The sequence below is a fragment of the Leisingera aquaemixtae genome (assembly GCF_001458395.1).
Lineage (GTDB): Bacteria > Pseudomonadota > Alphaproteobacteria > Rhodobacterales > Rhodobacteraceae > Leisingera > Leisingera aquaemixtae.
The window spans coordinates 78,807-92,026 of record NZ_CYSR01000031.1 but is presented as its reverse complement, the minus strand read 5'-3'; the positions used below and the strand labels follow the sequence as shown (position 1 = coordinate 92,026).

At 59.7% G+C, this 13,220-nt stretch carries 15 protein-coding genes; 8 read left to right on the top strand and 7 right to left on the bottom strand.

Features of this window, described 5'->3' with window-relative positions; translation table 11 throughout:
• Nucleotides 1–2: 2 nt before the first annotated feature.
• From PHA8399_RS17360 to PHA8399_RS17350, 3 genes are read right to left on the bottom strand one after another with little or no spacing between them, the layout of a single operon-like run.
• Nucleotides 3–590: a Smr/MutS family protein gene (locus tag PHA8399_RS17360; protein ID WP_058287383.1), complete on the bottom strand. Its 588-nt coding sequence runs from the start codon at nt 588–590 to the stop codon at nt 3–5.
• Nucleotides 591–1,643 (bottom strand): murein transglycosylase A, encoded by a 1,053-nt coding sequence (gene mltA, locus PHA8399_RS17355; protein ID WP_058287382.1) that lies wholly within the window; start codon nt 1,641–1,643, stop codon nt 591–593.
• On the bottom strand, nt 1,640–2,296 hold the full coding sequence (locus tag PHA8399_RS17350; protein ID WP_058287381.1) for a Tim44/TimA family putative adaptor protein: 657 nt from the start codon (nt 2,294–2,296) through the stop codon (nt 1,640–1,642). Before PHA8399_RS17350 ends, mltA begins: the two co-directional genes overlap by 4 nt.
• A gap of 116 nt (nt 2,297–2,412) precedes the next feature.
• Between PHA8399_RS17350 and PHA8399_RS17345 the strand changes: the two genes are divergently transcribed.
• Together PHA8399_RS17345 and secB are read left to right on the top strand one after the other, a co-directional pair.
• Complete coding sequence (locus PHA8399_RS17345; protein ID WP_058287380.1) at nt 2,413–2,913, top strand: FxsA family protein; 501 nt, start codon at nt 2,413–2,415, stop codon at nt 2,911–2,913.
• A 56-nt stretch (nt 2,914–2,969) separates the two neighbouring features.
• Complete coding sequence (secB, locus tag PHA8399_RS17340; RefSeq protein WP_058287379.1) at nt 2,970–3,458, top strand: protein-export chaperone SecB; 489 nt, start codon at nt 2,970–2,972, stop codon at nt 3,456–3,458.
• A 72-nt stretch (nt 3,459–3,530) separates the two neighbouring features.
• Here the strand turns inward: secB and dnaQ are convergent, their stop codons facing one another.
• From dnaQ to PHA8399_RS17320, 4 genes are read right to left on the bottom strand one after another with little or no spacing between them, the layout of a single operon-like run.
• Entirely contained in the window at nt 3,531–4,256 is a 726-nt protein-coding gene (gene dnaQ / locus PHA8399_RS17335; RefSeq protein ID WP_058287378.1) for a DNA polymerase III subunit epsilon, read from the bottom strand.
• A complete protein-coding gene (gene coaE / locus PHA8399_RS17330; protein ID WP_058287377.1) occupies nt 4,249–4,842 on the bottom strand; it encodes a dephospho-CoA kinase in 594 nt (197 codons plus the stop codon). The genes dnaQ and coaE overlap by 8 nt, the downstream gene beginning before the upstream one ends.
• Nucleotides 4,839–5,672 carry a shikimate dehydrogenase gene (locus tag PHA8399_RS17325; protein ID WP_058287376.1) on the bottom strand — a complete coding sequence of 278 codons (834 nt, stop codon included), beginning with the start codon at nt 5,670–5,672 and terminating at the stop codon, nt 4,839–4,841. The genes coaE and PHA8399_RS17325 overlap by 4 nt, the downstream gene beginning before the upstream one ends.
• Nucleotides 5,669–6,268 carry a Maf family protein gene (locus tag PHA8399_RS17320; protein WP_058287375.1) on the bottom strand — a complete coding sequence of 200 codons (600 nt, stop codon included), beginning with the start codon at nt 6,266–6,268 and terminating at the stop codon, nt 5,669–5,671. The genes PHA8399_RS17325 and PHA8399_RS17320 overlap by 4 nt, the downstream gene beginning before the upstream one ends.
• Nucleotides 6,269–6,678: 410 nt before the next feature.
• Between PHA8399_RS17320 and PHA8399_RS17315 the strand changes: the two genes are divergently transcribed.
• From PHA8399_RS17315 to PHA8399_RS17290, 6 genes are all read left to right on the top strand, one after another.
• Nucleotides 6,679–7,134 (top strand): CopD family protein, encoded by a 456-nt coding sequence (locus tag PHA8399_RS17315; RefSeq protein ID WP_058287374.1) that lies wholly within the window; start codon nt 6,679–6,681, stop codon nt 7,132–7,134.
• 173 nt (nt 7,135–7,307) lie between these two features.
• Entirely contained in the window at nt 7,308–8,579 is a 1,272-nt protein-coding gene (gene rho, locus PHA8399_RS17310) for a transcription termination factor Rho (RefSeq protein ID WP_008554331.1), read from the top strand.
• A gap of 30 nt (nt 8,580–8,609) precedes the next feature.
• Nucleotides 8,610–9,896, top strand: coding sequence for a tRNA uridine-5-carboxymethylaminomethyl(34) synthesis GTPase MnmE (gene mnmE, locus PHA8399_RS17305; RefSeq protein ID WP_058287373.1), 1,287 nt, complete (start codon nt 8,610–8,612; stop codon nt 9,894–9,896).
• A gap of 13 nt (nt 9,897–9,909) precedes the next feature.
• Complete coding sequence (gene mnmG / locus PHA8399_RS17300; protein WP_058287597.1) at nt 9,910–11,784, top strand: tRNA uridine-5-carboxymethylaminomethyl(34) synthesis enzyme MnmG; 1,875 nt, start codon at nt 9,910–9,912, stop codon at nt 11,782–11,784.
• Nucleotides 11,781–12,398, top strand: a complete 618-nt coding sequence (gene rsmG, locus PHA8399_RS17295) for a 16S rRNA (guanine(527)-N(7))-methyltransferase RsmG (RefSeq protein WP_058287372.1) — start codon at nt 11,781–11,783, stop codon at nt 12,396–12,398. Before mnmG ends, rsmG begins: the two co-directional genes overlap by 4 nt.
• The gene (locus PHA8399_RS17290) at nt 12,391–13,200 is read left to right on the top strand and encodes a ParA family protein (protein ID WP_058287371.1); all 810 of its coding nucleotides are present in this window, start codon (nt 12,391–12,393) and stop codon (nt 13,198–13,200) included. The genes rsmG and PHA8399_RS17290 overlap by 8 nt, the downstream gene beginning before the upstream one ends.
• Nucleotides 13,201–13,220 lie beyond the last annotated feature (20 nt).

Genomic DNA, 13,220 nt, shown 5'->3' with positions numbered 1-13,220 from the left:
CGTCAGCGGTTGCGCCGCAGATAAACGTAATAGGCGCCCGCGCCGCCGTGACTGACGTGCGCCGGGGTGATCTGCAGGACCGCCTGCGCCAAGGGCGGCAGCGAGAGCCACTGCGGCACCTTGTGGCGCAACACCCCGCGCGGCACCGGCATCGGGCCCGGCTCGTCGCGGTCCTTGCCCTTGCCAGTTACTATCAGCACCAGCCGTTTGCCGGAGGCCTGCGCCGACAGGATGAACCGTGTGAGAGCAGGGTGCGCGGTGTCGATGCGCATCCCGTGCAAGTCCAGCTTTCCTTCCGGCTTCAGCTTGCCGCGCTTCATGCGGCGAAAGGCCTTTTCGTCCATCTGCAGCGGATCACTGGCCAGGCTGCGGGCAATCGAAGGCCTTAGGTCGTGTTTCACCGGCTTGGGTTTGGCCCGGCTGCCGACCTCGAACGGGTCCAGGCGCGGTTCGGGTTGCTTCACCGGTTTGGGTTTGGGCATCGGCGGGGCAGGGGGCGACGAATGGGTGCCCGGATGCAAACGCTCCGTGTGCTTTACGACCTTGTGCCAGAGGTCGATCTCATCGCCTGTCAATTTCCGCCGTGTCATTCAAAGGTCTTCCGGCAGCATCGCATAGGCCCGCTGGATCGGCAGCAGCACCACCATCCGGCCCGGGTCTTTCATCGTGCCGGCGGTCTCGCCGGCCTGATCACCGGTGCCGACAAAAATGTCGGCCCGCTGAGCCCCCTTGATCGCGGATCCGGTGTCCTGCGCCACCATCAGCCGGCGCAGCGGCAAATGGCCGTCCTTTTCCACCCAAACCGGCGCGCCAAGCGGAGTATAGGCGGGATCGGCGGCAATGGTGCGCATCGGCGTGACTGAGCGGTTCATGGCGCCAAGCGGCCCCTTGGAGGCCGCCACTTTGCGCACCTCGCGGAAGAACACGTAAGACGGGTTGTGAAACAGCAGTTCCTTGCCGTCCGCGGGATTGCGCCGGACCCAGGACTTGATGACCTGGGCGCTGACCTGATGGGCGTTGTAGACACCGCGGCGCACCAGCTCCTTGCCGATGGATTTATAGGGGTGGCCGTTGGCGCCGCCATAGCCGACCCGGATGGTCGAGCCGTCTGGAAGGCGGATCCGGCCCGAACCCTGGATCTGCAGAAAGAACAGCTCAACCGGGTCATCCACCCAGGCGATTTCCAGCCCGCGGCCCTGCATCACGTCACCGGTCAGGATTTCACGGCGCGGCAGCCACAGATCCGCTCCGCGTGCCTCTGGCGGCATCTTGTAGACCGGGTAGCGGAAGCGGCTGGTGGGATAGCGGGAGCCGGTCAGTTCCGGCTCGAAATAGCCGGTGAAGAGAGCCGGGTTACCGTCCTCGATAAGCACCGGGCGGAAAAACAGCTCAAAAAACGCCCGCGCCCCGCCCGGCGGCTGCGACCTGGCGGCCTTGCACAGGGCGGCCCAGTCGGGGTCCTTCAGATCCCTGCAAGTGCCCAGAAACACTTGCAGCGCCTGGGCGTGGTCATCTTCCGCCCAGCCATCAAGCTGTTCAAATTCCAGAATGCTGGACACGGTCTCTGAGTGCGCCCCGGAGGCGGTCATCGCGGCGCCTGCAAGTGCAGCCGCCCCAAGTGCCCCCCGAAGCGCCGCAATCATGCGTCCGTCGCAACCAGCTGCCAGTTGGGATCGTCGCTGCCCATGTTGCGGGCAAAGATCCAAGTATCCTTCTGGCGTTTGATCGCCTTGGGGTCGCCCTCGACAATGTCGCCGCCGCGGTCGCGGACCACTGAGGTCATCTCGCCGACGAAGCGCATAGTGATTTCGGCGCGGCCGGTCTGCGGGTCGAACTGCGCGTCCTGCAGAGTGGTTTCCCGCACGCCGATGAAGTCGGCCTCGATCTTGTAGCCCTTGTCCTCGCGCTGCGCGACGGCATCCACGAAGCTGTCAAAGACATCTTCCGCCAGGAAGGGCTGAATGTCGTCCAGATTGCCGTGTTCGAACCCCATGAGGATCATCTCATAGGCACCGCGCGCGCCCTGCACGAATTCCTGGACCTGGAAGGAAGGCTCAGCCCGTTTCATTGCCGCCAGTGCCTGGGCCTGCTCACTGCCTTCCGCCACATAATCCGTGATATCGCGGTCCGGGCCGCCCTCGATCACCTCCAGATCCGGGCGGCGGCCCCGGGCTTCGGATTGCGGCAGCGGCGGCTTTTCAAAGCCTTCGCGTGTTCCCAGAACGCTTCTCAAGCGCAGGATCAGAAACACAGCGATACCGGCCAGAACCAAAAGCTGAATCACAGGCGACTCCATGGAAACCTCATGCTAGGCGTTCGTGCTTTGTTTGAAACCAAAGCGGTCACGTCTTATGTAGGTGACGGGCGGGGGCAAGTCTACCGCCCGGGTGTATGATCGCAAGGAAACCCCCGATGTATCTCTTCCTGGCCTTTCTGATGGTTCCCATCATTGAAATCGCTTTGTTTATTCAAGTTGGCGGCGCCATCGGCATGTGGCCGACCTTGGCCATTGTGGTTCTGACCGCTGTTCTGGGCACTTGGCTGGTGAAAACCCAGGGGCGTATGGCCATGGGACAGCTGAGATCTTCGTTCCAGCAACTGTCCGACCCGGCAGAGCCTTTGGCCCATGGCGCCATGATCCTGGTGGCCGGTGCGCTGCTTCTCACACCGGGTTTCTTTACCGACGCCGTCGGATTTGCGCTGCTGATGCCGCCGGTGCGGCTGGCGGTTTACCGCCACCTGCGCGCCCGTGTCACAGTCGCGCAGTTCCAGATGGGCCCCGGCAGCATGCAGGGCCGCCACTATCCCGGAACGGCCGGCCGGCCCGATGACGTCATCGACGGCGACTATGAAGATGTGACGCCGTCTGACCGGCGCGGCGGCCCCTCCGGCTGGGTTGACGGTCCCCGTTGAGGAACCCGGACCAAGCTGGTAAGCACGGTCCAAAGCATATTTTCAGGAGTATCTACATGGCCGAAAACGGCGAAGCCCAGCAGCAGCCGCAAGTCCAGATGAACATTCTGGGCCAGTTCATCCGCGACATGTCGTTTGAAAACGTGATGGCGCAGAAAGGCACCGGCGGCGAGGTTCAGCCCGACGTCAGCGTGCAGGTGAACCTGGATGCGAAGAAGCGCTCGGCCGAGAACCAGTATGAGGTTGTCACCAAGCTGACCGTCGAGTCCAAGAACAAGGAAGCCGGCAACGTCCTGTTCGTGCTGGAACTGGAATATGTCGGCGTGTTCAACATCGTCGGTGTGCCGGAAGACCAGCTGCACCCGTTCCTGCTGATCGAATGCCCGCGCATGACCTTCCCGTTCCTGCGCCGCATCGTGTCCGATGTGACCCGCGATGGCGGCTTCCCGCCGCTGAACCTGGACAACATCGACTTTGTGGCGATCTACCGCAACGAACTGGCCCGCCGCCAGTCCGAAGCTGCAGCAGCGGCACCCACGCAGTAAGGTTTCAGACCTTTGAAACGGAAAACGCCGCTGGGATTCAGCGGCGTTTTTCTTTTGCGGGCCTTCGCGGGATCAGGAGGCTTTCCACAAAGCGTCATCTCCCAGCTTGTCCACAAATGCCTCATGCGCGGCCAACTCCTCCGCGGTGATCCGTGCGGGCAGGGAGGCTGGACGCGGCATCGGGCGCCAGTCATCCTCGACCTGGGCCGAACTGGAAGAGGATTGGGCGGACAAACCGAAATCAGGTTGCCGCCCGCCAATCAGCTCCAGATAGACATCGGCCAGGATCTCGGAGTCGAGCAGCGCCCCGTGCAAGGTCCGATTGGTGTTGTCGATGTTGAAGCGGCGGCACAGCGCATCCAGCGTCGCCGGCGAGCCTGGGAACCGCTTGCGGGCCATGGCCAGCGTATCAAGAGCCTGATCCATCGGCAGTTTCGGCAGCCCGATCCAGTCCAGTTCCGCGTTCAGGAACTTCATATCAAAGCTGGCATTGTGAATGACCAGCCTGGAGTCCTGCACGAAATCCAGGAACTTCCGCCCGACCTTGGCAAAGACCGGCTTGTCCCGCAGCGTCACCGCACCGGGTTCCGGCTTCTGCGGCGGCTCCAGCAGGTCGGGGCCGATACCGTGGACCGAAAACGCCTCTGCCGGCATTGAGCGTTCCGGGTTGATGTACTCGTGGAATGTCTTGCCGGTGGGCATGTGGTTGTACAGTTCCACGGCACCGATCTCGACAATCCGGTCGCCGGAGAACGGATCAAACCCGGTGGTCTCGGTATCAAGAACGATTTCACGCATGGGTCAGTTTGCTCCTGATATCTGCGAGGATCTCCGCCACCTGCGCCTCGGCATGTTCGAGCGTGTCCGTCTCAATCACATAGTCGGCGCGGGCCATCTTCTCCTCAATTGGCATCTGTTTTTGCAGGATCTGCCGGAACTGCTCAACCGTCATTGTGCCGCGGGCAAGAACCCGCTCTTGCTGGGTTTCCGCGTCCACCGTCACGCAGGCCACCGCATCCATTTCCGCGTTGCCACCTGTTTCAAACAGCAGCGGGATGTCAAAGACCAGAACGTCGCTTTTCGCGTCAGCCCGGAAGGACGCGCTGTCCTGCGCGATCAGCGGATGCACGATGGCTTCAATCCGCGTCAAAGCCTGCGGATCTGCACCAATGATGCGTTTCAGCGCAGCGCGGCTGACTTCCCCGCCCTCAATAGCGTCAGGATATGCTTCCGACATCGGCTGAACGGCCGCACCGCCTTTACCATACAGCCGGTGAACCGCGGCATCCGCGTCCCAGACCGCGCAGCCCTGCGCTGCAAACAGCTGGGCGGTGGTGCTTTTTCCCATTCCGATGGACCCGGTAAGGCCGAGGCTGAAGCTCATCCGAGCACCGCCGCCCGGGTGGCAGCGTCAACTTCAGGGCGGTGGCCAAACCAGCGTTCGAACCCCGGAACCGCCTGGTGCAGCAGCATGCCCAGCCCGTCGACCACAGTGCAGCCGGCTTCCTCTGCCGTTTCCAGCAGGCCGGTTTTCAGCGGTGCATATATCAGGTCCGTCACGACGGAATCGGACCGCAAACCGTCCAGAGGCACACGCAGCCGCGGTTTGCCCGCCATACCCAGAGAGGTTGTGTTCACAATCAGCTTGCCTTCCTCGATGGCGTTGCCGGCCTGGAGCCATTCCACCACGCGGATCCGGTTGCCGAAATCCTTTTGCAACTGTTCCGCCCGCTCGCGCGTGCGGTTGCTCAGAAGGATCTCCGGGACCCCGGCCTCTATCAGCGAGGCAACCACTGCACGGCAGGCGCCGCCGGCCCCAAGCACAATGGCCGGCCCGGACTGAGGATCCCAATCCGGGGCGCCTTGATGCAGGTTGGTGATAAAGCCGTACCCGTCTGTGTTGTCGGCTAGGATGGTGCCGTCTTCCCGGAAAATCAGGGTGTTGGCCGCGCCGATCAGTTTCGCCCGGTCGGTGACCTTGTCGGCTATCTCCATCACCGCTTCTTTGTGCGGGATGGTGACATTGGCCCCGACGAACCCCATTTTCGGCATTGCCCGGATGGCCTCTGCCAGGTCCGCGGGTTCCACATGCATCGGCACATAATGCCCGGCGATGCCGTGCGTTTTCAGCCAGTGGCCATGCAGCTGCGGGGATTTGGAATGTGAAACCGGACAGCCGATCACGCCGGCGAGCGGGATTTTTGCTTCTGTCATTGCTCGATTACCCCTTGCAAACCCAGGTAACTGATAAGCTCCATCAGCGGCAATCCCAAGACATTAAAGTAACTGCCCTCGATAGAAGCGAACAGCCGCACGCCTTCTTCCTCCAGCTTGTATGCCCCCACCGCGTGGCGGATGCTGTCCCAGTTGCGGCTGACATAATTCTCCAGATAAGCGTCAGAGCAGTTGCGCATCACCAGCCGGACCTGTCCGACATGGCGCCAGATCGGCTCACCATCCCGATAGATCACGGCGGCCGACAACAGCATGTGCCGCTTGCCGCGCATTTCTTTCAGCTGGGACAACGCGGCCTCTGCACTCGCCGGCTTGGAAAGAAGTTGCCCTTCGAAATCCAGGACCTGGTCGCACCCCAATACCAGCCTGCCCGGATGCTTGGCACTGATTTTGCGCGCCTTAGCTTCTGCCAGCGCATCGGCAATGTCCCGCGGCGGCGCTTGCTCTGCCAGCAGCGCGGCCTTGATCGCCTGCTCATCCAGTCTCGGCACATCGGTTTCAAATTCGATCCCGGCCTGACGCAGCAGATGCGCCCGGATTTCGGAACCAGAAGCCAGCACAATGTGGGCAGTCATGTGGAAAACCCCGTGGGAAAGAAGCAGACGGTTTCAGGACGTTTTGTATGGTTTTCCACGCTCAAGTAAAGACTCCAGGGGTTGACGCAAATCCCGGGATTCAACCCGCTGAGTCGTCCTTTGTGAGTCAGGATAACTTTGAATCCGTGGATATGCCGGCACTCCCCGGTTCATCCCGTTGTTATCCCCAAGCACGCGAAGGTAAAGACATCCTTAACGCGCCTTATTTTCCTGGCGCCGGCGGCAAAACCAGGACTCCTGTCCCTTCCGCGCTGGAATCTTATCCTTGCTGGGGATAAGCGGGGGAGGATTCACTTATCCACTGGAATCCACGCACACTACAAAAACATCATCCTTTAAATATTCATTTATTTATTAGGGTGATCAGACCTGACCGGGGAGAACTGCCCATGGACCCGAGCGACGTGATGTTCACGCTCTACCCATATGCCAAATCGCTGCACATCATGGCCGTGCTGAGCTGGATGGCCGGTCTTTTCTATCTCCCCCGTCTGTTCGTGTATCACGTGGAGCAGGCTGAGAATGTGCAGGACGCCATTCCAATCTTCCTCACCATGGAAGAGAAGCTCCTCAGGATCATCATGCGCCCTGCCATGTATGTGTCCTGGGCGGCAGGGCTGTTTATCGTTCTGACCCCCGGCATGGTCGACTGGAGCTATGTCTGGCCCTGGACCAAGGGCGTGTCGGTCATCGCCATGACCTGGTTCCATCATTGGCTGCTTCTGCGCTACCGCGACTTCAAAGAAGAACGGAACACGCTGACGGGCCGGCAGTTTAGAATGATGAATGAGGTGCCCACTGTGCTGATGCTGGTGATCGTGGTTTCCGTCATCTTCAAATTCTAGCGCAGAGGCGCTGAAACAGGCCCAGCAGCGCCGGAACGCTTGCAGCCGGCGTTTGACTCATCTGAAACGAGTCCCTATGTATGGCTTCCAGCGGGCCCGTCCGGGCAGCCGCGTTTTCCAAACCTGTCGTGTGACCGACCCCCGGATGAGCGGGGAGTAGAGGCCGTATCTATATGACCGTGCAATCCCTGAATCTGGCTGACCTCAAGGCAAAAAGCCCCAAATCGCTGCTGGCAATGGCTGAGGAGCTGGAGATCGAAAACGCTTCGACCATGCGTAAGGGCGAGATGATGTTCCAGATCCTGCGGGAACGCGCGGATGAAGGCTGGGACATTGGCGGCGACGGGGTGCTGGAAGTGCTGCAGGACGGCTTTGGCTTCTTGCGCTCGCCCGAGGCAAACTACCTGCCCGGTCCGGACGATATCTATGTCTCCCCTGACATGATCCGCCAGTATTCGCTGCGCACCGGCGACACCGTGGAAGGCCAGATCAAGGCGCCGCTGGAGACAGAGCGTTACTTCGCGCTGACCAACGTCACCATGATCAACTTTGAGGAGCCTGAAAAGGCCCGCCACAAGATCGCCTTTGACAACCTGACCCCGCTTTACCCGGATGAGCGCCTGAAGATGGAGATCGAGGATCCCACCATCAAGGACCGTTCCGCCCGGGTGATCGACCTGGTTGCGCCGATCGGCAAGGGCCAGCGTTCGCTGATCGTGGCGCCGCCGCGCACCGGTAAAACGGTAATTCTGCAGAACATCGCGCATTCGATCGAGAAGAACCATCCGGAGTGCTACCTGATCGTTCTGCTGATCGACGAACGCCCGGAAGAGGTGACCGACATGCAACGCTCGGTGAAGGGCGAGGTGGTTTCCTCCACCTTCGACGAGCCGGCGACCCGCCACGTTGCTGTGTCTGAAATGGTCATCGAAAAGGCCAAGCGTCTTGTTGAACATAAACGAGATGTTGTGATTCTTCTCGACTCGATCACAAGACTTGGTAGGGCCTTCAACACTGTTGTGCCGTCCTCGGGTAAAGTTTTGACCGGTGGTGTCGATGCAAACGCTCTGCAGCGGCCGAAACGCTTCTTTGGTGCCGCCCGGAATATCGAAGAAGGCGGCTCGCTCACCATCATCGCCACCGCGCTGATCGACACCGGCTCGCGCATGGACGAGGTGATCTTCGAAGAATTCAAGGGCACCGGTAACTCTGAACTCGTCCTGGATCGCAAGATTGCGGACAAGCGCGTGTTTCCGGCCATCGACATCCTCAAGTCCGGCACCCGGAAAGAGGATCTGTTGGTTGACAAGGGCGATCTGGCCAAGACCTTTGTGCTGCGCCGGATCCTGAACCCGATGGGCACGACAGACGCGATTGAGTTCCTGCTGTCCAAGCTGAAGCAGACCAAGAGCAACTCCGAATTTTTCGACTCGATGAATACCTGATCCGGGCCGGCGAGAGAGAAAGGCCACCCAATGGACACGATCTTTGCGCTGGCCTCCGCTCAGGGGAAGGCCGGGGTCGCGGTGATCCGCGTCTCCGGCCCTTTGGCGCTTGCCGCCGGCGCGCAGCTTTGCGGCGGGGATTTGCCGGCGCGGGGCACCAGCCTGCGAATTCTGCAGGACGAATCAGGAAAGCGCCTCGATGAAGCGCTGGTCCTGAGCTTTACTGCTCCGCATAGCTTTACTGGCGAAAATACCGTTGAATTTCAAACACATGGAAGTACAGCAGTAGTCTCGGCTGTCCTCGATTCGTTGGGACGAATCGAGGGCCTCCGAATGGCCGATCCGGGTGAGTTCACGCGCCGCGCGCTGGAAAACGGTAATCTGGACCTGGCTCAGGTCGAGGGTCTTGCCGATCTGATTGACGCGGAAACCGAAGCACAGCGCAAGCAAGCTCAGGTGATCCTCGCCGGCGGGCTGGGGAAGCTGGCGGAAGCTTGGCGGGTCAAACTGATCCGCGCTGCGTCTTTGATCGAAGTGACCATCGACTTCGCAGACGAGGACGTGCCGGTAGATGTTACCCCCGAGGTTTCAGAACTGCTGGCGGATGTTCAAGCCGGCCTCGAAAAGGAGACTGCCGGTGTCAGAATTGCCGAACGAATCCGCAGCGGTTTTGAGGTGGCAATCGTCGGCGCTCCGAATGTCGGTAAGTCCACGCTGCTGAACGCGCTGGCCGGCCGGGAGGCTGCAATCACATCTGAATATGCCGGCACCACCCGGGATATTATCGAAGTCCGCATGGACCTTGCCGGTCTGCCCGTGACTCTTCTTGATACTGCCGGGCTGCGCGACACCGATGATCACGTTGAAGGGATCGGTATCGCCTTGGCCCGCAAACGGGCGCAGGATGCTGATCTACGCGTGTTTCTGGCGGAAAGGGACGAAGTCCTGGATGTCGAGTTGCAGCAGGGGGATATCCGGCTGCTGCCCAAGGCCGATCTGCGCGACGATGCCGGCGATGCAATTTCCGGCCAGTCAGGGCAGGGAATTGACCGCCTGGTTGATCATATCTCCAAAGTGTTGCAAAACCGGTCAGCCCAAGCCGGTATCGCAACGCGTGCACGGCATCGGGATGCGATGCTTTCGGCGCTGGTCAGCTTGTCTGAAGCGCAAGAAATCCTGCAACGCGGCCCCGAGTTCTATGATATAGCGGCCGAGGAAATGCGATCGGCCATTCGGGCACTGGAAATGCTGGTTGGGCGGATTGGCGTAGAGAATCTCCTGGACGAGATTTTCTCGAGTTTTTGCCTGGGGAAATGAAGGAGTGTTTCACGTGAAACATTCAGCTTATGACGTGATCGTAGTAGGCGGCGGCCACGCCGGCACCGAAGCCGCCCATGCAGCAGCACGGATGGGTGTTCGCACAGCACTGGTGACGCTGGACCGCAATGGTATCGGCGTCATGTCCTGCAACCCAGCGATTGGCGGGCTGGGAAAAGGGCATCTGGTTCGGGAGATTGACGCGCTAGACGGTGTGATGGGGCGGGTGGCCGACCTCGCCGGAATTCAGTTCCGCTTGCTGAACCGCCGCAAGGGCCCCGCAGTGCAGGGGCCGCGCGCGCAATCGGACCGGGCGATCTACCGGAGGGAAATGCTGCGGCTGACGGTGGCGCAGGAGAATCTGGATATCGTTGAAGGAGAGGTCACTGACTTTCTCCTGCAGGGGATTGCCGTCGCCGGCGTGATCCTCGCTGACGGCAGCGAAATTCCGAGTAAGTCGGTCATTCTGACGTCGGGAACCTTCTTGCGCGGCGTTATTCACATAGGTGACGTTTCTAAACCGGGCGGCCGCATGGGGGACAAGCCGTCGGTCAAGCTGGCGGAACGTCTGGATAACTTTGCTCTTCCATTGGGCCGCCTGAAGACTGGGACACCGCCGCGGCTGGATGGACGGACCATCAACTGGGATATTCTGGAAGCGCAGCCAGGGGACGAAGACCCTGTTTTCTTTTCCTTCCTGACAAAGTCGACCAGCGCAAAGCAGGTGTCTTGCGGGATCACCCACACCAACGCGAAGACCCACGAGATCATACAGAAGAATTTGGAACGGTCTGCAATGTACGGCGGGCACATCGAAGGGGTTGGCCCGCGCTACTGCCCGTCGATCGAAGATAAGGTTGTCCGTTTCGCAGATAAAGACTCGCACCAGATCTTCCTGGAGCCTGAGGGCGTGACAGACCACACTGTCTACCCGAACGGCATCTCCACCAGCCTGCCGCAGGATGTTCAGGAGGAGTATGTTCATTCGATCCGTGGATTAGAACAAGCGGTCATCCTTCAACCGGGATACGCCATTGAGTATGACTACGTTGATCCTCGGGCTCTGACTCTGGAGCTGCGGCTGAAAGACGTGCCCGGGCTGTATCTTGCCGGCCAGATCAATGGCACCACCGGGTACGAGGAGGCCGCAGCCCAGGGGATGGTTGCCGGACTGAACGCCGCACGCGCCAGCTTGGGGGAGGGCCCCGTCAGCTTTAGCAGATCAAACAGCTATATCGGTGTCATGATCGATGACCTGACCACGAACGGAGTGACCGAACCCTATAGGATGTTTACGTCCCGCGCGGAATTCAGGCTGTCCCTGCGGGCTGATAACGCTGATCAGAGATTGACCCCCTTGGCCATCGAGATCGGCTGCGCCGGCAAACAACGCCAGGCGGCCTTTCTGGAAAAGAGCGACCGGTTGGGGAAAGCGTGTTCCGTTCTGGAAGCGCAGAGCTTCACCCCGAAACAGGTTGCCGCAGCAGGGATTCGGGTGAATCAGGACGGAAACCGGCGCTCCGGGATGGAGGTTCTTGCTTTTCCTGATGTGGCATTTGAGGATATCGTGCCCCTCATGCCTGATCTGGAAAGTGTAGATCCGGATATCCGCCGGCAGGTCGAACGTGATGCGCTTTATGCGAATTACATTGCGCGGCAGGAGCGGGAAATATCCGCGATGAAGCGGGACGAAGGGTATGTAATCCCAGCGGATTATGCCTATGATGGTATTGAGGGGCTTTCGAAAGAACTGCAGCAAAAACTGTCAGTAGCACGCCCGGAAACCCTGGCGCAAGCTGCGAGGATTGATGGGATGACGCCGGCAGCTCTGGCGCTCCTTTTGGCTCGTCTTCGCCGGGACCAATCGCGGCAGGATAAATCTGCATGAACGAGAAACGAATCCTCGAGGAATTGAATGTTTCACGTGAAACATTGGCGAGGCTGGAGATCTTCGAGCAGGTCATAAAGAAATGGAATCCCAAGATCAACTTAGTTTCCAAATCCAGCTTGGAGCTCCTGTGGTCGCGGCATATTGCGGATTCCGTTCAGGTTTTCCGCTGCGTTGATGCCCCTGATCACTGGGTCGATATCGGAAGCGGGGGTGGATTTCCGGGTTTGATTGTTGCGATTCTGGCTGCAGACGAAGCTCCGGAAATGATGACCACTTTGATTGAGAGCGATCAACGCAAGTCAGCGTTCCTTCGTACTGCTGCACGGGAGTGCGGTGCGAAGGTCACGGTGATTTCCAAACGTATTGAGCAAGCTGATCCGCAGAACGCGGAGGTTCTGTCGGCGCGCGCGCTGGCGGACCTGTCCCTCCTTCTGGAGTTCGCTGAGAGGCATCTTGCCGCCGGAGGAACCGCCCTGTTCCCCAAGGGGGAAAGCTGGAAAAAAGAAGTGGATAACGCGCGGCAGCGATGGCGGTTTGATGCGGAACCAGTTAAAAGTTTGACGGAACAAGAAGCATTAATCCTAAAGATAAAGGGAGTGGCCCGTGTCTGATTATTCCCGCCCGGAGGGGCCTCGTATTATCGCGGTCGCAAATCAGAAAGGCGGGGTAGGAAAGACAACAACGGCGATAAACCTTGCTGCCGCCCTGGTCGAGTGCGGGCTGCGGGTCCTGGTTGTCGATCTTGATCCGCAAGGGAATGCTTCGACCGGGCTCGGGATTGATCCCGCCGACCGGGATCTGACAACTTACGATCTTCTGGTGGAAGATGCCTCTCTGACGGATGTGATTCGTCAGACTGAAATCGAAGACCTGTGCATCATCCCGGCGACGGTGGATCTCAGCTCCGCGGATATCGAACTTTTCACCAATGAAAAGCGCAGCTTCCTGCTGCATGACGCCCTGCGTCAGACGGCTATGGATGACTACGATTGGGATTATGTCCTGATTGACTGCCCGCCGTCTCTGAACCTTCTGACCGTAAACGCGATGGTAGCGGCACATTCCGTTCTGATCCCTCTGCAAAGCGAATTCTTTGCGCTGGAAGGGGTCACGCAGCTGATGCTGACGATTCGAGAGGTGCGCCAATCTGCGAATCCCAATTTGCGCATTGAGGGAATCGTTTTGACGATGTTCGACCGGCGTAACAACCTGTCGCAGCAGGTCGAGCAGGATGCGCGTGATAACTTGGGCGATTTGGTGTTTCAGACAAAAATCCCTCGAAACGTGCGGGTGAGCGAAGCGCCTTCCTACGCGCTCCCTGTTTTGAACTACGATACCAACTCTCTGGGAGCGCGGGCCTACCGCGCCCTGGCGGAAGAACTCCTGAATAAACATCACAAGATAGCGGCCTAAATGCAGAAAAAGAACCGGAG